26 protein-coding genes and 2 pseudogenes are annotated in these 21,477 nt (G+C 68.3%); 14 read left to right on the forward strand and 14 right to left on the reverse strand.

Annotated features, from left to right (window positions below):
• Positions 1 to 18: 18 nt before the first annotated feature.
• The 10 genes and pseudogenes from BN1056_RS07470 to BN1056_RS07515 form a co-directional block, all read right to left on the reverse strand.
• Positions 19 to 858: a tyrosine-type recombinase/integrase gene (locus BN1056_RS07470; RefSeq protein WP_210580132.1), complete on the reverse strand. Its 840-nt coding sequence runs from the start codon at positions 856 to 858 to the stop codon at positions 19 to 21.
• Positions 859 to 991: 133 nt separating this feature from the next.
• Entirely contained in the window at positions 992 to 1,357 is a 366-nt protein-coding gene (locus BN1056_RS07475; RefSeq protein WP_210580133.1) for a hypothetical protein, read from the reverse strand.
• On the reverse strand, positions 1,354 to 2,148 hold the full coding sequence (locus tag BN1056_RS07480) for a ParA family protein (protein WP_210580134.1): 795 nt from the start codon (positions 2,146 to 2,148) through the stop codon (positions 1,354 to 1,356). Before BN1056_RS07480 ends, BN1056_RS07475 begins: the two co-directional genes overlap by 4 nt.
• On the reverse strand, positions 2,145 to 2,816 hold the full coding sequence (locus tag BN1056_RS07485) for a hypothetical protein (RefSeq protein WP_210580135.1): 672 nt from the start codon (positions 2,814 to 2,816) through the stop codon (positions 2,145 to 2,147). Before BN1056_RS07485 ends, BN1056_RS07480 begins: the two co-directional genes overlap by 4 nt.
• A 36-nt stretch (positions 2,817 to 2,852) precedes the next feature.
• Positions 2,853 to 3,032, reverse strand: coding sequence for a hypothetical protein (locus tag BN1056_RS07490; protein WP_210580136.1), 180 nt, complete (start codon positions 3,030 to 3,032; stop codon positions 2,853 to 2,855).
• 12 nt (positions 3,033 to 3,044) lie between these two features.
• Positions 3,045 to 3,428 (reverse strand): annotated as a pseudogene (locus tag BN1056_RS07495) (single stranded DNA-binding domain-containing protein); the annotation flags it as partial.
• A 22-nt stretch (positions 3,429 to 3,450) separates the two neighbouring features.
• Entirely contained in the window at positions 3,451 to 3,681 is a 231-nt protein-coding gene (locus tag BN1056_RS07500; protein WP_210580137.1) for a hypothetical protein, read from the reverse strand.
• Positions 3,682 to 3,690: 9 nt separating this feature from the next.
• A complete protein-coding gene (locus tag BN1056_RS07505) occupies positions 3,691 to 3,969 on the reverse strand; it encodes a hypothetical protein (RefSeq protein WP_210580138.1) in 279 nt (92 codons plus the stop codon).
• Positions 3,970 to 3,971: 2 nt separating this feature from the next.
• Positions 3,972 to 4,178: a hypothetical protein gene (locus BN1056_RS07510; RefSeq protein ID WP_210580139.1), complete on the reverse strand. Its 207-nt coding sequence runs from the start codon at positions 4,176 to 4,178 to the stop codon at positions 3,972 to 3,974.
• A 36-nt stretch (positions 4,179 to 4,214) separates the two neighbouring features.
• Positions 4,215 to 4,628: a hypothetical protein gene (locus BN1056_RS07515; protein ID WP_210580141.1), complete on the reverse strand. Its 414-nt coding sequence runs from the start codon at positions 4,626 to 4,628 to the stop codon at positions 4,215 to 4,217.
• Positions 4,629 to 4,912: 284 nt separating this feature from the next.
• Between BN1056_RS07515 and BN1056_RS07520 the strand changes: the two genes are divergently transcribed.
• From BN1056_RS07520 to BN1056_RS07540, 5 genes are all read left to right on the forward strand, one after another.
• The gene (locus BN1056_RS07520) at positions 4,913 to 6,427 is read left to right on the forward strand and encodes a purine-cytosine permease family protein (protein WP_210580142.1); all 1,515 of its coding nucleotides are present in this window, start codon (positions 4,913 to 4,915) and stop codon (positions 6,425 to 6,427) included.
• Positions 6,424 to 7,338: a purine-nucleoside phosphorylase gene (locus BN1056_RS07525; protein WP_210580144.1), complete on the forward strand. Its 915-nt coding sequence runs from the start codon at positions 6,424 to 6,426 to the stop codon at positions 7,336 to 7,338. Before BN1056_RS07520 ends, BN1056_RS07525 begins: the two co-directional genes overlap by 4 nt.
• Before the next feature lie 149 nt (positions 7,339 to 7,487).
• On the forward strand, positions 7,488 to 8,915 hold the full coding sequence (gene fumC, locus BN1056_RS07530; protein WP_073328112.1) for a class II fumarate hydratase: 1,428 nt from the start codon (positions 7,488 to 7,490) through the stop codon (positions 8,913 to 8,915).
• A gap of 145 nt (positions 8,916 to 9,060) precedes the next feature.
• Positions 9,061 to 9,507, forward strand: coding sequence for a VOC family protein (locus BN1056_RS07535; RefSeq protein ID WP_210580145.1), 447 nt, complete (start codon positions 9,061 to 9,063; stop codon positions 9,505 to 9,507).
• A 101-nt stretch (positions 9,508 to 9,608) separates the two neighbouring features.
• The gene (locus BN1056_RS07540; RefSeq protein WP_244671577.1) at positions 9,609 to 10,013 is read left to right on the forward strand and encodes a DUF1304 domain-containing protein; all 405 of its coding nucleotides are present in this window, start codon (positions 9,609 to 9,611) and stop codon (positions 10,011 to 10,013) included.
• 64 nt (positions 10,014 to 10,077) lie between these two features.
• Here the strand turns inward: BN1056_RS07540 and BN1056_RS07545 are convergent.
• A protein-coding gene (locus tag BN1056_RS07545) for an IS5 family transposase (protein ID WP_210580147.1) occupies positions 10,078 to 10,964 on the reverse strand; the annotation gives its coding sequence in 2 pieces (ribosomal slippage) (positions 10,078 to 10,770 and positions 10,773 to 10,964; 885 coding nt in all).
• Positions 10,965 to 11,290: 326 nt separating this feature from the next.
• On the opposite strand from BN1056_RS07545, the gene BN1056_RS07550 reads away from it, so the two are divergent.
• Positions 11,291 to 11,878 (forward strand): SGNH/GDSL hydrolase family protein, encoded by a 588-nt coding sequence (locus BN1056_RS07550; protein WP_244671578.1) that lies wholly within the window; start codon positions 11,291 to 11,293, stop codon positions 11,876 to 11,878.
• A 16-nt stretch (positions 11,879 to 11,894) separates the two neighbouring features.
• On the opposite strand, the gene BN1056_RS07555 is transcribed toward BN1056_RS07550, so the two are convergent.
• Complete coding sequence (locus tag BN1056_RS07555) at positions 11,895 to 12,905, reverse strand: zinc-binding dehydrogenase (RefSeq protein WP_210580148.1); 1,011 nt, start codon at positions 12,903 to 12,905, stop codon at positions 11,895 to 11,897.
• Between the two features lie 20 nt (positions 12,906 to 12,925).
• On the reverse strand, positions 12,926 to 13,519 hold the full coding sequence (locus tag BN1056_RS07560) for a PadR family transcriptional regulator (RefSeq protein WP_210580149.1): 594 nt from the start codon (positions 13,517 to 13,519) through the stop codon (positions 12,926 to 12,928).
• Between the two features lie 158 nt (positions 13,520 to 13,677).
• Between BN1056_RS07560 and BN1056_RS07565 the strand changes: the two genes are divergently transcribed.
• From BN1056_RS07565 to BN1056_RS07580, 4 genes are read left to right on the forward strand one after another with little or no spacing between them, the layout of a single operon-like run.
• Positions 13,678 to 14,532 (forward strand): ABC transporter ATP-binding protein, encoded by an 855-nt coding sequence (locus BN1056_RS07565; protein ID WP_210580179.1) that lies wholly within the window; start codon positions 13,678 to 13,680, stop codon positions 14,530 to 14,532.
• Positions 14,529 to 15,188, forward strand: coding sequence for an ABC transporter permease (locus tag BN1056_RS07570; RefSeq protein ID WP_210580150.1), 660 nt, complete (start codon positions 14,529 to 14,531; stop codon positions 15,186 to 15,188). Before BN1056_RS07565 ends, BN1056_RS07570 begins: the two co-directional genes overlap by 4 nt.
• On the forward strand, positions 15,185 to 15,862 hold the full coding sequence (locus tag BN1056_RS07575; protein ID WP_073328124.1) for an ABC transporter permease: 678 nt from the start codon (positions 15,185 to 15,187) through the stop codon (positions 15,860 to 15,862). The genes BN1056_RS07570 and BN1056_RS07575 overlap by 4 nt, the downstream gene beginning before the upstream one ends.
• Complete coding sequence (locus tag BN1056_RS07580; RefSeq protein WP_210580180.1) at positions 15,853 to 16,794, forward strand: ABC transporter substrate-binding protein; 942 nt, start codon at positions 15,853 to 15,855, stop codon at positions 16,792 to 16,794. The genes BN1056_RS07575 and BN1056_RS07580 overlap by 10 nt, the downstream gene beginning before the upstream one ends.
• A gap of 67 nt (positions 16,795 to 16,861) precedes the next feature.
• On the opposite strand, the gene BN1056_RS07585 is transcribed toward BN1056_RS07580, so the two are convergent.
• On the reverse strand, positions 16,862 to 17,911 hold the full coding sequence (locus BN1056_RS07585; RefSeq protein ID WP_210580152.1) for a LacI family DNA-binding transcriptional regulator: 1,050 nt from the start codon (positions 17,909 to 17,911) through the stop codon (positions 16,862 to 16,864).
• A gap of 278 nt (positions 17,912 to 18,189) precedes the next feature.
• Between BN1056_RS07585 and BN1056_RS07590 the strand changes: the two are divergent.
• From BN1056_RS07590 to BN1056_RS07600, 4 genes and pseudogenes are all read left to right on the forward strand, one after another.
• Positions 18,190 to 18,960 (forward strand): annotated as a pseudogene (locus BN1056_RS07590) (Gfo/Idh/MocA family oxidoreductase); the annotation flags it as partial.
• A complete protein-coding gene (locus BN1056_RS15080; RefSeq protein WP_425306115.1) occupies positions 18,950 to 19,225 on the forward strand; it encodes a Gfo/Idh/MocA family oxidoreductase in 276 nt (91 codons plus the stop codon). The pseudogene BN1056_RS07590 and the gene BN1056_RS15080, both read left to right, overlap by 11 nt.
• Positions 19,222 to 20,046, forward strand: coding sequence for a TIM barrel protein (locus BN1056_RS07595; RefSeq protein WP_210580156.1), 825 nt, complete (start codon positions 19,222 to 19,224; stop codon positions 20,044 to 20,046). Before BN1056_RS15080 ends, BN1056_RS07595 begins: the two co-directional genes overlap by 4 nt.
• The gene (locus BN1056_RS07600; protein WP_210580158.1) at positions 20,043 to 21,458 is read left to right on the forward strand and encodes a sugar porter family MFS transporter; all 1,416 of its coding nucleotides are present in this window, start codon (positions 20,043 to 20,045) and stop codon (positions 21,456 to 21,458) included. The genes BN1056_RS07595 and BN1056_RS07600 overlap by 4 nt, the downstream gene beginning before the upstream one ends.
• Positions 21,459 to 21,477 lie beyond the last annotated feature (19 nt).

The raw sequence follows: 21,477 nt of genomic DNA on the forward strand, positions 1-21,477 counted from the left end.
ACGCAGACGGCCCCTGAGCTATGCCGCACGCTCGACTGCACGCCGCATCGCCTCGCTGGGAGGCGCCGTGTACCGCTGCGTCGTAGCCACCGACGCATGCCCCAACAGCCGCTGCACCGCAAGAATATCGCGGTCCTGAGAGTAGGCCACGGTGGCGAAGCGGTGCCGGAGACTGTGCAGTGTCCAGCCGGGCGGAAGCATCCGTGCGGCGAGCTTGGCCGCCCACCTCGGACTGATGTGCCCGCCAGTGCGGGACGGGAAGGCCCAGCCGTCGGGGTCAGCAGCGCAGCGGGTGCGGATCAGCGCGGCGAGCTCGTCGGTGAGCGGGATAACGCGGTCGTGGCCGCCCTTGGCGTGCACCACCAGTGAGTAGCCGGTCAGGTCGGGTACGAGGTCGTCGGCGTGGACCTGCACGATCTCGCTGCGTCGCAGCCCAGCGGAGCCTGCCAGTGTGAGGATCGCCCGGGTGCGCTCATCGGCTCGCGCCAGGGCACCGCGGTAGACCTGCTCCGGCGTCGGGTGCGGAGGCGGCACAGGTCTGGATATGACGGGTAGAGCGTCCGCAGGGCTGGGAGAGACCCCAAGGCAGCCGAAAAAGGCGCGCAGGCTCACGTAGTAGGAGTGGCGCGTCTCCGGCTCCCACGAATGGCCGGCTGCCCACCGGAGCAGCTGATCAGCAGCGACGTCAGCCGGGTCGACGTCCGGCATGTCACGGGCGAGCTGGCGAATGTGCCGCAGCCGGGTGCTGACAGTGGTCTCTCGTCGGCCAGCCGCCTGCAGAGAGACCTCGAACTGATCAATGGCAGGCAGCCAGCGCTCTGGCACTGGCTTGCTAACAGGGGATCGTGTAGCGCTCATGCACAACATGATGGCAACGATGTGGTAACGGTGGCATGTGCTAGCGATGCTGTAGGCGCTAGCCATGCCAGCATCGCTAGCCATTACCTGATTCGGGGAGAGGCCCTGGCGGGTGACCTCCCCCGGGGGCTGATTAGGACGGTGCCCGCCCGAGCGGCAACTGACCAGCAGACGTTTCATTGAAGGGCTTACCGTTGTTGTAACGCTCCTCCGCGTCCATGACCGCCTGCTCGATGAGGTCGGCGACCCAGCCACTGAATGTGCTGTACGGCTGCCCGGTGCCGTCGGCCATGAGCACACGCCACGCAGTGCGTGCTCGCCCGGCGAGCTCGGCGGGCACCCGGATGTTTAGCTGTTTCATCTCGCTGCCGCGGCTAGCAGTGGCACCATTGCTAGCTGTGCTGGACTGCGAAATGCCGGGCGCGGTGAGGGTGGCGGGGTCTGGGCCGCCGGCCTTGGGGATGGTCACGGGCTTGCGCGGGCGTGGTTGTGGCTTCACTGGTGCGCCTCCTGGATGAGTTCCCGTGCGACGGCGTCGAGGGCGAGCACGTAGTCTCTGCCTTCGTCGCGGGGTACGGGCACGCGGTTGGTGGCCGCGGTGGCGACGATCTCCCGTTCGAGGAGCGGGTGGTCGATCACCTGATTGCGGTAGCTATCCCGTAGCACGTCCCGCCATGCACTGCGGTCCAGCCTGTCGCTGCGCCACTTGTTGATGACGATTCCCGCGAGCTGTAGGTGCTGGTTGTAGTACTTGCGGACGGCGTCGATGGTGTCCATGAGCTGGTCGACCCCGTCGACGGAACTCACGCGTGCCTCGGTGATGATGAGCACGGTGTCGGCGGCGGTCAGCGCGCCGAGGGTGAGGGCGCCCAAGCTCGGTGGGCAATCGATCAGGACGACGTCGTAGGCATCGACGGCGCCGGCCGCGATGGCGGTACGCAGCACGTGCTCGCGGCCGGCGCTGGTGTCTGCCTCGCGGGCGGCCAGGGCACGCTCGGCGGGGACGACGTCGATACCTGGCCAGGCGGGGCCGGCGGCTGTGATTGCGGCAGTGATGGCGCCTGGGCCGGCCTGGCCGGTGGCCACGGCCACGAGTACGTCGTTGAGCGTGCGTTCCTCGGGGGCGGGCTCGACGTCGAGAATGCTGGTGGCGTTGCCTTGAGGATCGCTGTCGATCACCAGCACGCGCTGGCCCATGCCGGCGAGCCTGGCGGCGAGGTTCACGGTGGTGGCTGTCTTGCCGACGCCGCCCTTCTGGTTCGCAACAGCGATGATTCTGGTCTCAGTCATGCGGTGTGCTCCTGCGTTCGCGGGTCGGTGGGTAGGGGCGGTGTGAGCCAGCCGCCCATGTCGAGCTGGTCGGTGATCGCCTCGGCCAGGTCGGGCAGGGCGAACGGGTCGGCATCGAGGTTGCGCAGTGTTGGGCTTTGGTCGAGGATGGACAAGATCTCCTCGCTGACGCGAGCGAGATAGTCGTCGCTGGCGGGGCGCGGCACGTCAACGTTCGCTCCTGCGTGGATATTGTCGGTAAGCCACGCCAGCGCGGCCACGGCGGCATTGATCAGTGCTGTGCCGAGTTGGTCCGCCGACGCTGCGTCCTCGTCCGCGATGATCTTGGCGAGATGGGCGACGCTAGCAGTCAGGTGGCTCGCCCTGGCGAGCCTAGTTGCCTGTGCGTCATCGGCGTCCTGTAGGGCGGTCTGGCGTGCCCAGTGGGGCGGGTCAGATCCTTCGACGACGTCGCCGGCCCACTGCATGGCAATCGACGCGATGGTCGCTAGCAGTGCGCCCTCGTGGGCACGATCACGAATAGCCTGCCCAGTGAGTTCAATGACGTAGCCGAGCCGCTTCGGCGCGGTCATACGCTCCATGTCGTCGCTCATGATGGTCGGTGACGAGGCGAGAGCGATCGCCTTGTCGAGAGCGTCACCGGCATCGTTGGTATTGCTGATGCTCATATGGACACTCTTTTCTCTTGGGATTGGGCTCCCGGGTCACCGGATGACCAGGAGCAAAAGGTTGATCAGGGACAGACACGACGCGACGTCGATGAGGACCAAGGTTGTGATCGTTGTGGAACGCATCTCCGGCACGGTCCGCATGGTACGGATGCCGATCACGTTTGCGGCGGTGCCGACGATGATGACGATGATGGCGAGGATGATGGGGATCATTGCTGTCACCTGTCAGAACGGGGGCTCGTCGCCGAAGCTGGTGGTGTCGCCGGTGGCCCAGGGGTCGTCCGCGGCGCCGCCCTGCGGGGCGTTGTAGCTGCTCTGCTGGCCGCCTTGGCTGTAACCGCCCTGGGATCCCTGGCCCTGGTTGTAGCCGCCCTGCTGGCCGCCACCCTGGGAGCCCTGGTAACCGCCCTGCTGCTGGCCGGCGTTGTAGCCGTCGCCCTGACCGCCCTGGTTGAAGCCGCCCTGGCCGCCCCCGCGGGGCTGGCGGGTGACCTGCGCCTTGGCGTAGCGCAGCGACGGGCCGATCTCATCGACCTGCATCTCCACCACCGTGCGGTTCTCGCCCTCACGGGTGGTGTAGGAGCGCTGCTGCAGGCGACCCTGCGCGATAGGGAGCCGATTGTTAGCGCGCTCATGAGCTGACCCCCTGCCTGATGAGCGTGGCAGTAGCGGTCAGACTGAGGCTGTCGACGGCCGTGATGGCCGTCTTGCAGAACTGCCAAAGGACCGCTACCAAGATGACTGCGTAGGCCACGATGAAGAGCACTTCGCAGGCGCGGATGACATTCTCGGAGAGGCTGATGCTTCCGATGAGGCCTGCGATGATGATGGCGAAGCAGGCGGGGAAGATAATGAGCGCCACTGGTGATCCTTACCGGTTGCGGGTGTGCTTGGGGAGTGCGTAGGTGCTGCCGCTGCGCCAGGTGCCGGGCGCGACGGTGTTAATGGTGTGGTCGTCGAGGAGCTGGCGTTGTGTCTGGCGCACGAGCTCGGCGAGGTTGGCGAGCGTGTACGCGGTATCCGCGTCGTCGCATGCGGCTACAGCGAGCTTGAGGGCGGCGGCTTCGGCGGCGATGACGTCCATGATGGTGAGCGCGTGGGCGTGCTGGGTGGCGCTGCGGGGGCTGGGATGTTGTCGGCGGGTGCGCATGGTCAGGCGGCCTCCTTTGGGGTGCGGGTGGTCGTGGTCTGGATGGTTCCGGCTTCGATGAGTGCCTGGACGGTCTCGATCTCGTCGAGGGTGTCCTGCATGGCGGTGTCGCCTGCGGCGACGCGGTCGCGCACGTGGGCGGCCATCTCGTCGACGGCCTCCATCAGCAGTAGCTGCTGTGCGAAGCTCAGGGTCGTGGTTTTTGTCATGACGGTTCTCCTTGGTGTTTGTCGGGTTGGTCAGGTTCAGATGAGAAAGACAAGGGCCGCGATGACTAGCAGGCTCGCGGTGATCGCCCCATGGAGCGGCGCGACAGACCATGAGCGGGCTGCTTGCCAGGTGCCGGCGTGGCTCCAGCTGGGGCCCAACAGCTCTCTAGGCGTGGCGGTGACGGGGCCGCCGTCGAGGAGGGCGGCGTAGAGCGCTCGCCATGCACGCTCGGCGGTGAGGTGCACCGCGTGAGTCATCCAGAGGGCGGTGCAGGCGACGGCGCCTGCGACGGCAGGCAGGGGCGAACCCATGGCAACGGACGCGGTGGTCATCGCCGCACTGATAGTGAGAGCCCATGTGACGGCCTGCTGCTGCGCGGCGGCGAGCCTCGAGATGGTCGCCGCGACCGTGGCGAGGTGCGCGGCGCGCAGATCCTCGGAGGCGGTCATGAGTCGGCCCTCAGAGTCGCTAGCGATGCTGTATTGGCTAGCATTCGCAGTATTGCTAGCGGTGCCAAACTGGCTAGCGATCGCAGCATGGCTAGCCAATGAGCATGCGCGAGCACGTCGATGTGCTCCGCAATGACGATGCAGCGGGAGATCCAGGCCCGCAACCCGGAGGTCGCAGGTTCGAATCCTGCCCCCGCTACCACGGAGCCAGGGGCCCCGGCACCAGCAGGTGCCGGGGCCTTCTGCTGCCCGGGCATGCTGTTCCGGTGCGGTAGATTCCCGCCATGAAAGACGCCCCATCCTCTCCACCCGATTCCCCGGTTTCTGCCGCCGTGCCCGGCCCTCAAACCGCCGCCGACGCGGACTCAGCCAGATCCCGGATTGAGAACGCCGGCCTGGACGTGATCGCCGAGTCCGAGCGCAAGGGCCGCCCCCGCGACCTGTTCATGCCCTGGTTCGCCGCCAATATCTCGGTGCTCGGCCTGTCCTGGGGCGCCTGGGTGCTCGGCTTCGGCCTTTCTTTTGCGCAGGCCGTCGTCGCCGGCGTCGTCGGGGTGATCGTCTCCTTCCTGCTGTGCGGCTTCATCGCCGTGCTCGGCAAGCGCGGCAGTGCCCCGACCCTGGCCCTGTCCCGTGCCGCCTTCGGCTACCACGGCAACCGTCTGTCCGCCGCCATCTCCTGGATGCTCACCGTCGGTTGGGAGACGGTGCTGTGCGTGTCCGCGTCCCTCGCCTCCGCCACGGTGCTGCAGGCCCTGGGCTGGCACAACGAACTCGGCGCACAGATCGTCGGCTTTCTGCTGACCGTGGGACTCGCGGCCAGTGCCGGCATCCTCGGCTTCGACACCATCATGCGGGTGCAGACATGGATCACCTGGGCCACGGGCATACTCACCGTCATCTACCTGATTCTGGTCTCCCCGCAGATCGACTTCGGGGCGCTTACCGCGCTGCCCGCCGGCTCGGCCGCGGCCTTCATCGGCGCCCTGGTCATGGTCGCCACCGGCTTCGGCCTGGGCTGGGTCAATGCCGCCGCCGACTACTCCCGCTACCTGCCGCGCAGCGCCTCCACCGGCGGCGTGATCGCGTGGACCACCATCGGCTCATCGCTGCCCGTCGTCGTCCTCGTCATCGCCGGCATCATGCTGGTCGGCTCCGACCCCGAGCTCGGCACCGCCATCGACTCCGACCCCATCGGCGCGCTGACCACCATCCTGCCGCCCTGGTTCCTGATCCCCTTCGCCGTCGTGGCGATCCTGGGGCTCGCCGGCGGCATCATCATGGACCTGTACTCCTCCGGGTTGTCGCTGCTCGCCACCGGCCTGCCCGTGAAGCGGCACGTGGCCACCTCCATCGATGCCACCATCATGACGGTGGGCACCATCGCCGTCATCTTCGGGGCGGACGACTTCCTGGGACCCTTCCAGGGATTCCTGACGACTCTGGGGGTGGTGATCGCGGCTTGGGCGGGCGTCATGCTCGCCGAGGTGTGCCTGCGCCGACGCGACTATGACGAGGCCGCCCTGTTCACGCCCGACGGCGTCTACGGCTCGGTCAACCTGGAGGCGATCGCGCTGGTCGTACTCGGGGCCGGCGTCGGCTGGGGGCTGGTCGTCAACTCCGCCGCCTCCTGGCTGAGCTGGCAGGGCTATCTGCTGGGCCCGCTGGGCGGCCGCGACGGCACCTGGGCCGGCGCGAACCTGGGCGTGCTGGCGGCGCTGCTGATCGGCCTGCTCGGACACCTGCTGCTCGGACGGCGGCGCGTGCGAGTCCAGGAGCGGGCGGGGGAGCGCGCATGAGCTCCACCGGCTCACTCCCACAGCCAGTTTCGGGGCCCGACGGCGTTCCCGCCGAGTTGCTCGCCGCCCTCACCGAGTCCGGGGGCGGAGACGGTCCCGGCCCCGCCGTGGAGGCCGCCCACCAGATCGCCCGGCGCACCGGCGCCGCCCACCACGACGTGTTGGTCGTGCTCGGATCCGGTGCCGACACCGCCCTTGACGGTTGGGGCGCGCCGACGGCGTCGCTGCCGCTCTCCGACCTGCCCGGCGTCGTCGGCCCCATTGCACCCGGGCATGTAGACCGGCTCGACTCCTACGAGTGGCGCCCGTCCTCCGGTCTTGACGAGGTTGGAAGCCCGACGACGGCGCCCCGCAGCCTGCACGTGCTGGTAGCCCACGGTCGTACCCACCTGTATGAGGGACGCGGGCCCGGCGCCGTCGTCGCCCTGGCCCGGGCCGCCGCCGCCACGGGCGTGCGCGCCGCCGTCCTGGTCAATGCCAACGGCTGCCTACGCGACTGGGTGATCGGTGACGTCATGACGATCACCGATCACCTCAACCTTTCCGGCGCCTCGCCCTTCGACGGCACCGTGTTCGTCGACCAGCGTGAGCTGTGGGATCCGCAGCTGACCGCCGTTCTGCGCGGGCACACCCAGCGTGCCGGCGTTTACGCCATGGTGCGTGGCCCGGAGTACCAGACCCTGGCCGAATCCCGCATGCTGGCGTCCCTGGGGGCCGATTGCGCGGGCATGTCCACCATCCTGGAGGCGATCGCCCTGCACCAGTTGGGCGTGCGCGTGTCCGGGATGAGCGTGGTGTCCGACCTCTCCTTCGCGGCTGCTCCTACCGACCCGGATGAGGTCGTGCGCCTGGTCGCCGCCGCTCACGGCACCCTCGCCGCCGGCATTGAGGCGGTGCTGGCCGCCCTTTAGAGCGGCGGGCGGGGTGCGCCCCGGACCCGGGCGGGGGAGTGGCCCCGTCCGCCTCCGGGGCGCACCGCTGTGCAACTCACGGCCCGCAAGTGCGGACATAGGACGCCCGTCCCCGCCCGCACGCGTCCGCATCCGGCTAGCCTTGGACCATGGCACCTGAGAACTCCACCGGCGCGACGACGCGCACCGAATCCGACTCCATGGGCACCGTCGAGGTCGCCTCCGACCGCTACTGGGGTGCGCAGACCGAGCGCTCTCTGCACAACTTCGACATCGGCCGCGAGACCTTCGTCCTGTCCCACCCGCTGATCCGGGCCCTGGGCGTGCTCAAGAAGTCCGCCGCCCTGGCCAACGCCGAGCTCGGCGAGCTGCCCGAAGACATCGCGAAGTTGATTGCTCAGGCGGCCGACGAGGTCATCTCCGGTGAGCTCGACTCCCACTTCCCGCTCGTCGTCTTCCAGACCGGCTCGGGAACCCAGTCCAACATGAACGCCAACGAGGTCATCTCCAACCGCGCCATCGAGCTGGCCGGCGGCCAGATGGGCTCCAAGACCCCCGTCCACCCCAACGACCACGTCAACCGCGGCCAGTCCTCCAACGACACCTTCCCCACCGCCATGCACATCGCCGTGGTCTCCGAGCTGGCGGCCATGTACCCGCGGGTGCAGCAGCTGCGCGACACGCTGGACGCCAAGGCCAAGGAGTTCGACGACGTCGTCATGGTCGGTCGTACCCACCTGCAGGACGCCACCCCGATCCGTCTGGGCCAGGTCATCTCCGGCTGGGTCGCCCAGATCGACTTCGCGCTGGACGGCATCCGCTACGCCGACTCCCGCGCCCGTGAGCTCGCCATCGGCGGCACCGCCGTCGGCACCGGCCTCAACGCGCACCCGAAGTTCGGGGAGCTGGCCGCCAAGAAGATCAGTGAGGAGACCGGCATCGAGTTCAAGCAGGCCGACAACCTCTTCGCCGCGCTGGGCGCTCACGACGCCCTGGTGCTGGTCTCCGGTGCTCTGCGGGTGCTGGCAGACGCCCTGATGAAGATCGCCAATGACGTGCGCTGGTACGCCTCCGGCCCTCGCAACGGCATCGGCGAACTGATCATCCCCGAGAACGAGCCCGGCTCCTCCATCATGCCCGGCAAGGTCAACCCGACTCAGTGCGAGGCCATGACCATGGTTGCCACGAAGGTCTTCGGCAACGACGCCACTGTCGGTTTCGCCGGCAGCCAGGGCAACTTCCAGCTCAACGTGTTCAAGCCGGTCATGGCCTGGTGCGTGCTGGAGTCCATCCAGCTGCTGGGCGACGCGTGCGTGTCCTTCGACGAGCACTGCGCCTACGGCATCGAGCCGAACCGGGAGAAGATCCAGGCCAACCTGGACTCCAACCTCATGCAGGTCACCGCCCTCAACCGCCACATCGGCTACGACAAGGCCTCCAAGATCGCCAAGAACGCGCACAAGAAGGGCCTGTCCCTGCGCGAATCCGCCCTCGAGCTGGGCTTCGTCACCGCCGCCGAGTTCGACGCCTGGGTGGTCCCCGCCGACATGACCCACCCGTCCGCCGCGGACGAGTGATCCGGGCGGCTCTCCGCACAGCGCAGAGCCGGTCGAAGTAGACATCGTCCCCGGCGGCACCGTGTGGTCCGCCGGGGACGCCGTCTCTGCCAGACCGGCTGCAGCCAGTGTGCAGTCGACGCCGCCACAGTCTGAAAGGACCGCCATGCCCCGCATAGACCATGCCGCCCTCTGGGTCGCCGACCTGGAGGCCACCCGCGACTTCTACCTGCGATGGTTCGGCGGACGCGCCAACGGCCAGTACCACAATCCTCGTACCGGACTGCGCACCTACATCCTCACCTTCAACGACGGCGCGAATGCGTCCGCCGGTCGGGGCGCCAGGTTGGAGTTGATGCGCCGCCCCGACGTCGTTCCCCGTGCCGACGCGGAGATGCTCGGCTGGGCGCATGTCTCCTTCGCCCTACCGGATCGTGCGGGTGTGGACGACCTGGCTGGGCGGGCACGCGCCGCCGGAGTGCCGGTGATCGATGGCCCTCGTCAGACCGGAGACGGCTACTACGAGGCGGTCCTACTGGACCCGGAGGGCAACCGGGTCGAGATCGTTGCCGGCGACTACAGCGATGAAGTGGCGCAGCGCCGCGGAGTCTGAAGCGCGCCCTTGCACAGGGAACATCGTGAGCTATGAACGGGCCACGAGCCAGGGGCGCCGCCGGCGAGTTGTACGCCGGTGCGGGCTTACACTGCCGGCTTGTGAATGCACTCCTCGTCATCGGCCTCGTGGCCGCAGTTCTGGCCGCCTGCCTGCACGTACTCATCTTCTGGATGGAGGCAATCGCCTGGGAGGGGCCGCTGGCCCGCAAGACCTTCGGCGGAACCCCCGAGGAAGCGAGGCCGCACGCCTTCTACGCCTTCAACCAGGGCTTCTACAACCTGTTCCTCGCGGTGGAAGCCCTGGCCGGCGTCGCACTCATGGCCCTGAGCTCCGGCGCATGGCACACCGCGGGCAGCGCCCTGGCCCTCTACGGCGTCGGTTCCATGCTCGCCGCCGCCCTGGTACTCGCCCTGAAGTCCCCGGCACACCGCCAGGCCGCGCTCAAGCAGGGGGCATTCCCCCTGATCGCGGTTGTGTTCCTGGTCTTGGGGCTTTTGCACTGAGCCGCGCTGCTCGAACGGTCGGCTTCGCCCAACGACGGCTTCGAGAATCGGCCACTAGGGCGTGTTATGTAAGTCGTTTGAGCCAGTGGTCGATGCTGGCGATGTGGGTGGTGGCTTGGTAGCGGACGGCGAGCTTGTCGTATCTGGTGGCCATGGCGCGGTTCTGCTTGAGCTGGCCGAAGCACCGCTCCACGGCGTTGCGGTCCTTGTACGCGATCGGGTCGAAGGCGGGAGGGCGCCCGCCGGCCGATCCCTTGGCACGGCGGTTGGCGGCCTGGTCGGCCTTGATAGGGATGGTGGCCTTGATGTGGTGGTTGCGCAGCCAGTCCCGGTTCGCTTTTGAAGAGTAGGCCTTGTCGGCCAGCACCATCTGAGGGCGCGTGCGGGGCCGCCCTTTGGCTGGGCGCTTGACACGGATGGCCTGCAGGACGGGGATCATCATCGGGCAGTCCGCGACCTGTCCGGCGGTCAGCACCCCGGCCAGCATGCCGCAGGCGGCGTCCACGGCGGCGTGAACCTTGGTCGACCAGCCACCCCGAGAGGTCCCCAGGGCGTGATCCTCGGGCTCCCCCTCCACCAGCTGGGGACTGTCCTTGCGGGCCCCAGCGGCATGCACATGCGCCCGACAGGTGGTCGAATCCACCGACACCCGCCAGCCGATCTTGCCGGCGGCGTCGGCCTGGGCAACAAGGGCGGACTCGATGCGCTCCCACACCCCATCGGTCTGCCAGGCCCGGTTACGGGGCACAGGGCCCTCCACCACGGCCCGTAGCGGGCCGGTACGTCACGCCAGGGCGCACCGACCCGGGTTCTCCACCGTACGGCGTTGATCATGTCCCGCAGCGGATACACGCGCGGCCTGCCACGAGCAGGCGGGGCGGGCAGCAGGGGCGCAAGCAGCCCCCACTGAGCATCGGTCAGGTCATGACGAGCGGCAGCGTCTATACTCAACGGTCGAGGCCTTTGGCGGTGTTACTGGTTGATTTCACACCACCCGTGATACCCCAAAGGCCTCACCCCATCCCACACACCACGCCGACCACCCCACCCACTTACGCAACACGCCCTAAACTCCCAGCCCGTGAATCTCATGTCCCCCGACCCATCTCGGCCCCGCACGGTCCCGGTATCCCTGCTTCGTGCCGCCCGCCGACCGATTGCGGCGGCAGAGGCGGCACTGGCGCAGCACACCGTCCACCTGGCGCCCGAACCGCCGGGGGAGCGCTTCGGCGTCGTCACCCCGGACGGAGCCACAACGCCGGGGGGCGGACAGCCAGGTGAATAACACCCCGCTTCGTTTTGAGGCCATTGGTGACTCGCTTGTGGCCGGCTCCGGCGTCGATGACCAGTCCGAGGCGCTGGTGCCGCGCATCGCCCGGCAGGTCGCCGCCGGGACCGGTCGCGACGTGCACTGGTCCACACACGCGCGGTTGGGCGCAACCATGCGCCGCGTCCGCTACCGCTTCCTGCCGGAGGTGGACGGCGCCGACGTCGTCTTCGTGTGCGCCGGCTCCAACGACCTCATGGCACGCCGCACGCTGACCGAGTGGGAGGAGGACCTGAACGCGGTGCTCGACGGCGCGGCCGCCGTGGCCCCGCATGTGGTCGCCTGCTCCGCCGGCCAGTTGTACAAGAGCCCCGCCCTGCGGCCCACCCTGCGCGCGGTGCTGCGCGAGTGGACCGACGTGCAGACCGACGCCTCCGCCGCGATCTGCGAGGCGCACGGCGTGCCCTATGTGGACGTCGCCCACTGCGAACTGGTCGACGACTTCTGGGCCGCCGACGGCTTCCATCCCTCGGCCGCCGGTTACGCGATGGCGGCCGACATGATCGCCGAAGCGGTCATCACCGAGCTGGCCGCCTGACCGGCGTCCACGCCGCTCACGCCCAGGGCAGGCCGACCAGCTTGCCGGTGCGCGCGCCGGCGGCCATGTCCCGCTGCGCCTGAACCACTTCCTCCAGCGGGTAGATGTGCACCGGCAGGAAGTCCAGGGCGCCCGTCTCAATCCGGTCCAGCACCCGCTGCAGCTCCGTTTCCGGCAGGTCGGAGGCCTGACCGGAGTAGGTGGTCAGCCGCACCCCGTTCGGGATCCAGTCCAGCGGATAGAAGTCCTTGATGGTCCACGAGTCCGAAAGCATGCCGGTGAAGCACACCGTGCCGTGCACCGCGGCGGCTTGCAGCGAGTCGCGCAGCGTCGGCACACCCACCAGCTCCAGCACCGCGTCCACCCCCGCGGGCGCGTGCCGACGCACCTGCTGTGCCACCGCGCCGTCGTCGCGCAGTGCCATCACGCCCCGGGAGGAGAGCAACTCCAGTCCGGCGTCCCGGCGGGAGGTCGCGTAGACCGTGCAGCCCATGTCAAGTGCGAGGGCTGCCGTGGCCAGTCCCAGCGCCGACGTTCCGCCGCGCACCAGCAGGCTCTGCCCGGGTTGTAGATTCAGTCCGGTGGTCAGGGAGCCGTAGGCGGTCTGCAGTGTCTCCGGTACCGAGCCGATCACCTCCCAGGGCAGGTCCGAGTGGAAGGTGATGACCTGCTCGCGCGGCACCACCACGTACTGGGCGTAACCGCCGTCGAAGGCCCGGCCCATGCCGCCCATCATGGTGACCGCCTGGGTTCCCGGGGCCAGACGCCCCTCGGGATCCAGGTCCACGACGCCGGAGGCCTCGATCCCCAGCACGCGCGGATAGCTCATGCCGCCGGCCTGTCCGGTCACCGAGTGGTACTCGCTGCGGTTCAGTCCGAAGGCCATGACCTTGAGTCGTACCCAGCCGGGCCGCGGCTGCGGGACGGGCACGTCCATTACGTGCAGGTTCTCAATGCCGGGGGCGGCCAGCACGGCGGCGCGCATGCTCGCGGGCGTGGTGGTGTCAGACGGTATGGCGGCGGTCATCGGATAACGCTCCTGGGTTTTTAGGGAAGTGGTTCGGGATGCCGGGGCCGGCACTCCGGCACCTGGGAGTCCGGAGTGGTGCCGGCCTCGTCGGCGGGGGCGGCCAGCACCTGCTCCAGCCAGTCGATCTCCGCCCGACGGGATGCGGCCACGATGCGGATCATGCCGCGCCGGTACGGATCGGGCTCGGTGCTGGAACGACGCGGCGCGCCGTCGTCGTAGAAGAATGCGGGTGCCGGCTCACGCAGCACGGCCAGACGTCGACGCAGCACGGCCTCGCGCTCGGCCGGATCGGGCAGGCGGGAAAGGAAGGCGAGCAGAACCAGGAAGCGTGGCTGGGAGGCGATGTCGACCTCGGCGGGATGGCGCAGCAGATCAAGCAGGCGCTCGCGGCCGGCCGCCGTGATCTCTAGCCGCTTGCGGGGGCGTCCCCGGGCTCCCGGCTCGTCGGTGCGGACGAGCAGACCGACCTTTTCCAGGCGTGCCAGAGCGGGGTATAGGGAGCCCTCGGAGAGATGACTGCCGGGCCCGTCCAACTCGTTGATCCGGCGGCGCAACTCATAGCCGTGCAGCGGTCCCTCGGAGAGGAACCCTAGGATCTTGAGTTCAAGCACGCCGTCACACTACATCGAATCGACATATCCGCAAAGCGTTGTTACGGTAGGGCGACGTCGCCGCTCGGCGGAGGAGAGGAGACAGTCGTATGGGACTGGGAACCGGGACTCGTATCACCGACGCGTCCGCGCCTGCCACCGCAGGTTCCCGGCCGGCCATGACAGGGGCCAGCACGATCGAGTTCTCCGATGTCACCAAGCGCTACCCGGGACCTGCCGGCAACGGGGCCGCCGTCGACTCCTTCTCCGCCGTGCTGCCCGCCGGCTCCATAACCGTCCTGCTCGGCTCTTCGGGCTGTGGAAAGACGACCCTGCTGCGCATGGTCAACCGCATGGTCGAGCCGACCGCCGGCCGGATCCTCCTCGACGGTGAGGACGTCCAAGACGGCAGCCCGGTGGCCCTGCGCCGTTCCATCGGCTACGTCATGCAGAACGCGGGACTGCTGCCTCACCGGCGGGTGCTGGACAACATCACCCTGGTGCCGCGCCTGAACGGCACCGGCCGGTCCACGGCACGGGCGCGCGCTCGCGAGCTGATGGACATGCTGGGCCTGGCGGAGGATCTGGCCGACCGCTACCCGGGGCAGCTCTCCGGCGGCCAGGCCCAGCGCGTCGGTGTGGCCCGCGCCCTCGCCGCCGACCCCGGCGTCCTCCTCATGGATGAGCCCTTCGGCGCCGTGGATCCGCTCGTGCGCCGCGACCTGCAGCGAGAGTTGCTACGCATTCAGGGCGAACTCGCCAAGACGATCATCTTCGTGACCCACGACGTGGACGAGGCCCTGATGCTCGGTGACGAAATCATCCTTTTGCGTGAGGGCGCCCAGATCGCGCAGCGCGGCACCGGCGCACAGCTGCTCGCCGATCCGGCCGACGACTTCGTGGCCCGTTTCCTCGGGCTCGACGACGCCGACCGCGTCCTGCGCCTGGCCGACGTCGCCGGCGGCCGGGTGGTTCTGGACCGGGTCGGCCGGGCGATAGGGCGGATCGACGCGGACGCGGAGATGCGCTCGTGACCTGGGTCCTGAACAATCTCCCGGCGATCGGCTCCTACCTGATCGCGCACGTGAGTCAGGCGGTGCCCGCGATCCTTGCGACCCTGGTGCTCGGCATCCCGATCGCCCGCCTGACCCAGCGGTTGGGGCCGCTGCGCGGCGTCCTCGTCTCGGGCGCCTCCCTGCTGTACGCCATCCCCTCGCTGGCGCTGTTCGTGATCCTGCCGGTCGTGCTCGGCACCGGTATCCGCGACACCATCAACGTCGTCGTCGCATTGACGCTCTACGGCCTGGCACTGCTGGTGCCCACCACCGTAGACGCGCTCGACGCCGTCGACCAGCGGGTGCTCGACGCCGCCACCGCCATGGGCATGGGGCCGCTGCGCCGCTTCGCCACCGTGGAACTGCCGCTGGCCGGGCCGGCGATTGTGGCCGGCCTACGCGTCGTTACCGTCTCCACAGTGTCGCTGACCACGGTCGGGGCGGTTCTGGGCGTGCGCAGCCTGGGCTGGCTGTTCACCGACGGATACCAGCGTGGCATCACCGCGGAAATCCTCGCCGGAATCCTCGCCACTGCTCTGCTCGCGGTCGCGCTCGACGGCCTGGTGGTGCTGGGCGGACGCGCCCTGCTGCAGTGGGCGCGCCCCACGCGGCTGCGTGAGGGGGCGATGGCGTGAACTACGTCGGTGAGGCGATCGCCTACATTTTCGCCGCCGCCAACTGGTCCGGCTCGCTCGGCATCGGGCGGCTGCTGGTGCAACACATCGGGTACTCGCTGCTAGGGGTGGCCGTTGCCGCCGCCATCGGGGTGCCGTTGGGCTGGTGGATCGGACACACGGGGCGGGGGCGGGGCGCCGCCATCGCTCTGGCCGGCGCCGTGCGGGCCCTGCCCACCCTCGGCCTGATCACCCTGTTCGGGCTCGCCCTCGGCGTGGGCCTGTCCGCGCCCATGCTCGCCTTCATCGTCCTGGCCCTGCCCAGCGTGCTGGCCGGTGCCTACACCGGCATTGAGTCCGCAGATCCCGTCGCCGTCGACGGCGCCCGCGCCAGCGGCATGAGTGAGATCCAGCTACTTACCCGCGTGGAGATCCCGCTGGGCGCCCCGCTGCTGGTGGGCGGCCTGAGGTCCGCCACCCTGCAGGTGATCGCGACCGCGACCCTGGCCGCCTACACCGGCGCCGGCGGGCTTGGGCGGCTGATGTTCCTCGGTCTCAAGACCCAGGACTACGGCATGATGCTGGCCTCCTCACTCATGGTCATTGCCCTGGCTCTGATATCCGAACTCCTCTTCATCCTCCTCCAGCGCGCCGTCACCCCGGTCGGTGCACGTAACCGAAAGGAATCCCCGTGAATCCCAATGCTGACAAGCGCACGGTGCTCACCCGTCGCAGTGTCCTGGCCGGCGGTGGTCTGCTCGCCGTGGCCGCCACGCTCGCCGCCTGCTCCAACTCCGACCCGCTGTCCTCGGGCACGGCCTCCGGCACGATCGCAGTGGGCAGCCAGCAGTACTACTCCAATGAGATCATTGCCGAGCTGTACGCCCAGGCGCTCGAGCAGGCCGGTTTCACCATCGACCGCCAGTATCAGATCGGGCAGCGCGAGGTCTACATCCCCGAGCTCGAATCGGGGGCGATCAGCGTGCTGCCAGAGTACGGCGGCAATCTGCTGCAGTACTACGACTCCGATACCGACGCCACGGACTCTGAGTCCATCCACGCCGCCCTGTCGGACGTGCTTCCGGACTCGTTGATGGTGCTCGACTATGCCGAGGCCACCGACCAGGACTCCTATACCGTGACCAGCGAACTCGCCGAGGAGTACGGCCTGGTCTCCATCGGCGACCTGGCCAAGCTCGACGGCACCGTGATGGTGGCGGCGAACTCCGAGTTCAAGACGCGTCCCTACGGCCCGACGGGCATCAAGGCCGTCTACGGGGTGGATGCCGACGTCTACCCCGTGGAGGACGACGGCGGATCGCTTACCATCGGCGCTCTCAAGGACGGAACGGTACAGGCGGCCGACATCTACACCTCTTCGCCCGCCATCGACGCCAACGACCTGGTGGTCCTGGAGGATCCGGAGGCACTGATCCTGCCGCAGAACGTGACTCCGCTGGTCGCCGCCGACCTCGACGAGGGCGCCGTCACCGCGATCAACGCCGTCTCGGCGCTGCTGACGCCGGAGGCGCTGCGCGCGCTCAACGCCCGTTCGGTGGACGAGCAGCTCGACTCCGCCACGATCGCCACCGACTGGCTCACCGAGCAGGGCATCCTGCCGGCCTGATCTGCGCGAGATCGGTAGATCTTACGTGCCGAGGTCGGTGGATCTTACGTGCCGAGGTCGGTGGATCTTACGTGCCGAGGTCGGTAGTTGTTACCGCCGGTAACCCGGCGGCCTCGGATACCGGTCCGGTGGAGGCGCGTTCGATCAGCCGGGGAATGAGCACCTGCTCGCTGGGCAGGTAACGTTCCGCGGCACGCCCGATCGCCCGCTCCAGGGCGAGCTTCGCAATGAGGGCGGGATTCTGGTCAATGGTCGTCAGCGGCACCAGCCCGGACTCATAGCGTCTGGCGTTGTCGAAGCCGACGACGCTGACCCGGCCCGGAACACTCACTCCGGCCGAGACGAGACCCTGAATCACTCCGGAGGCGACCCGGTCGTTGAAGGCGGATACGGCAGTGGGCGGCTCCGGCGCTGCGAGCAGTTGTGCAGCTGCTCGAATCCCGTCCTCCTGCTCAAGTCCGCCGGGCAGGATCGTCGCCTCGCCGGACAACCCGTGCGCCGCCATGGCCTCCAGGTAACCTGCGCGCCGCTCCGGGCTCGACGGCGCCTTGCCGCCGTCGACGTGCACGATACGGCGATGCCCGAGTCCAACGAGGTGGGTGACGGCCGCTGCGACTCCGCCCCGGTCGTCGATTCTGATCACGTCTACTCCGGGGCATGACAGTGGTCGTGCGACCGCCACGACGGGTACCTCATCTGCGAGCATTCGCAGGCGGGCCATCCCAAGCGACGGCCCGATCATGATCAGCGCCTCACAGCGGTCGCGCAGCAGGGTTTCGGCGGCTCGACGGTCGTCGACTGCGCCTACGACGGCGGAGAGTACGAGCTCGTGGTTCCCGGCCTCTGCGGCCGTATACAGCCCGTCGATGATCTCGGCGTGGAAGGGCTGATGAACGTCGAAGGTGACGCCGATCTGCCCTGATCGGGTTGATCTCAGGGCGCGGGCGCGTTGGTCGGGCCGGTAGCCCAGGCGCGCGGCCACCGCCTTGACCCGGTGCCTCGTCTCCTGTGATGCGCCGACCGCGTCGCGCATCACAATGGATACGAGCGAAACCGAGCAATTGGCCTCGCGGGCAACATCGGCGAGCGTGACCTGTTTGCGTGCCCGTGGCGTCATGTTCCCTCCATGTGGGGCCATACCGGGTTGTTCCGTGTGCGAGCTGGTAGGACTGGAACCTCTGTAATTATAGCCGCTTGCATCGAGAGATGATCTGCATAAAGGCTTGAAATAACGGGGATAACGCGGTGTGCGGTTGTAGCTCAAGAGGTGGTGGAGGTGCCTGCGAGCTAGAACGTGCTAGCTTCTTTGTCATCACAAATGCCGCGGTGTTGCGGTTCTTGTGAGCAAGCGCCGCACCGCCCTGAGCGCGCGGCACACGACGAAGGAGTCCACTCATGCCCAACAGTCCCACCCCGCCGGTTCGCATCGCCCTCATCGGGGCCGGTCGCATCGGCACGCACCATGCCACGGCCCTCGCCCACGACGTCCACACTGCGGAACTGGTCGCCGTCGTCGATCCGCGACTCGAGGCCGCACAGGGCCTGGCCGCACCGCTGGGTGCCCGCGCCGAGGCCGAAGCCTCCGGAGTGCTGGCCGATCCCCAGGTAGACGCGGTGGTCGTAACCACCCCCGCCGCGCTGCACCGCGACCTGATCGTGGAAGCCGCCCGTGCGGGAAAACACGTATTCACCGAGAAGCCGATCACCACGGAGCTCAATGAGGCCGCCGAGTGCGTGGAAGCGGCCGGGCGCGCCGGCGTCGTCCTGCAAGTCGGCTTCAACCGCCGCTTCGCCCCCGGCTTCGTCGCTGCCCGACGCGCGGTCGACGCCGGCCGCGTCGGCACCCCGCAGCTGCTCCGGTCGCTCACACGCGACCCCGGCCCCTACGGCGGGGACCCCACTAGAACGCCGTTGTGGACGATTTTCCTGGAGACTCTCATCCACGACTTCGACACGTTGCGTTGGCTGAACCCCGGTGCCGAGGTGGACAGCGTGACCGCCCAGGCCGACGCCCTGATTCGGCCTGATGCCCGCGCTGACGGCTTCCTCGACACCGCGCTGGTCAGCCTGCGGTTCAACAACGGCGCCTTCGCCACCGCCGAGGCGAGCTTCTCCGCCAGCTACGGGTATGACGTGCGCGGAGAGGTTTTCGGCGATGGCGGCATGGTCACCGCCGGCAGCGGACGCACCACCGACATGGAGTACTACGGCCCCGCCGGCGTCTCCTACGAGACCTCACGGGGGGGGGGACACCGACCTGCTGCACTCCGCCTACGTGGGGGAGTTCAAGGCCTTCGTGGAGGCCATCCGCGGCGGCGACCCCGCCATTCCCACTGGCGACGACGGTGTCAAGGCCCTCCAGATCGCCCGCGCCGCCATCGTTTCCATCCAGCAGTCCCGCACCGTCCGCATTGAGGAGCTAACCCGATGACCGCCATGACCGTAACCGCAGGCAACGCCTTCACCCTCGCCGCCTGTGCGGAGATGATCTTCACCGACCGGCCATTCCTTGAGCGCGTAGACACCATCGCCGCCCGCGGCCTGAAGGTGGAGATGTGGGACTGGGGCGGCAAGGACCTCGATGCGCTCGCGGCGCGCCGCGCCGACGGCGTCGAGATCGTCTCCATGACCGGGTACGTAGAGGGAGACCTGACCACCGACGACGGCGTGGCCCGGTTGCTGGCCACCGCCGAGCAGTCCCTGGCCGCCGCGGAGAGGATCGACTGCCCACGGTTGAACGTGCACGGCACCGGCCTGGGGGAGGGCGGTATCCCCGTGGTGGCCAATGAGCACCCGACCCCCGGGGACTGGCTGCGCGCCGCCGACACGTTGCGCCGTCTGGCCGCACTGGGGGAGCGTGAGGGAAGGGTATTCACCCTGGAGAACTTGAACCTGCCTGTGGATCACCCCGGCTGCCCCTTCGCCCTGGCCAGGGACACGCGCACGCTCGTGGCGGCCGTTGATTCCCCGCACCTGCGTATGAACCTAGACCTCTACCACGCGCAGATCGGCGAGGGGAACCTCATCGAGCTTTGCCGGACCTCGCAGCCGTGGATCGGTGAGATCCAGGTGGCGGACGTCCCTGGACGTGCCCAGCCCGGCACCGGCGAGATCAATTACCGCGCCGTGGCCCTGGCGTTGGCGGACATGGGCTACCGCGGCACTGTGGCGATGGAGGCCTTCGCCTCCGGCTCCGGTGATGACGCGCTGGACGACTTCATCCGCACCTTCACCGTGGAGGTGACCCGATGACCGCCACCAGGCCACCCGCCTCGCCTCCGACCGACCGGCGCACCATCGATCGCCGCCTGTTCACCATCCGCTCGATCGCCACGCTCGGTGGCTTGCTCTTCGGCTATGACACGGGTGTGATCTCTGGGGCGCTGCCATTTCTGAAACTGCCTCCCGCGCAGGGCGGAATGTCACTGACCGCCTTCAACGAGTCGATCGTCACCTCGTCATTGACTATAGGTGCGGCCTTCGGGGCGCTTGTCGGTGGCCGCCTGTCCGACCGCTACGGACGCAAGCGGAACATCATGACGGTTGCCGTCATCTTCCTGATCGGCGCGCTCGGATGCGCACTGGCGCCGTCGTATCCCGCACTCGTGGCCTTCCGCTTCATCCTCGGTCTGGCCGTCGGCGGTGCCTCCGCGACCGTTCCCGTCTACCTGTCGGAGATTTCACCCGTCGAGATCCGCGGCACGATGGTCTCCCGCAACGAGCTCATGATCGTCACCGGCCAGCTGTTGGCCTACACCTGCAACGCCATCATCGCCACCGCTTGGCCCGGGGCTCACGCCTGGCGGTGGATGCTGGTGCTCGCCACCCTGCCCGCGATCGGGTTGTGGATCGGCATCCACCTGCTACCCGAGTCCCCGCGCTGGCTGGCCCGCAAGGGCCGCGTCAGTCAGATGTGGGAAGTGCTCAACCAGGTCCGCATGGCCGATGAGGTCGCGGGTGAGGGCGAGGACATCGTGCGCCGTGTCGAGGAGGAGGCCCGCATGGGCAAGGGCTCCTGGGCGGACCTGCGCACCCCGTGGATCCGCAAGATCACCCTCATCGGCATCGGCCTGGCCTTCCTGTCCCAACTCACCGGCGTCAACGGAATCATGTACTACGCCCCCACCATCCTGATTACCACCGGGTTGGCTGCGCAGGCCTCGATCGTGGCGACCATCGCCAACGGCGTGGTGTCGGTGATATCCGTGTACATCGGCATCGCCTTCTTCCTCAAGCGGCTGCCGCGACGTCGCATGATCCTGACCGGGCAGACCGGTTGCGTGGCCTCGCTGATAGCGCTGGGGCTGGTGTTCCTGATGCCGGAGTCGACGGCGCGCAGCTACCTGGTGCTGGTATTCATGCTGTCGTTCCTGTTCTTCATGCAGTGCTTCATCGGGGTGACGTTCTGGCTGATGCTCTCCGAGATCTTCCCGATGCGCGTGCGCGGCCTGGCCAACGGCGTCGCGGTGTTCTGCAACTGGATGGGCAACGTCATCGTCGCCTTCACCTTCCCGAACCTCATCGAGTCCATCCAGGGCAATGTGTTCTTCGTGTTCGCCCTGGTGAACCTGGGCAGCCTGGCCTTCTACGCCAAGTTCCTGCCGGAGACCAAGGGACACTCCCTGGAGGACCTGGAGCGCATCTTCCAGGAGCGCTACTCCTGAGGAGCGGACCTGCTGGCAC

It is taken from the genome of Actinomyces succiniciruminis (assembly GCF_900002405.1).
In the GTDB taxonomy this organism is placed as follows: domain Bacteria; phylum Actinomycetota; class Actinomycetes; order Actinomycetales; family Actinomycetaceae; genus Actinomyces; species Actinomyces succiniciruminis.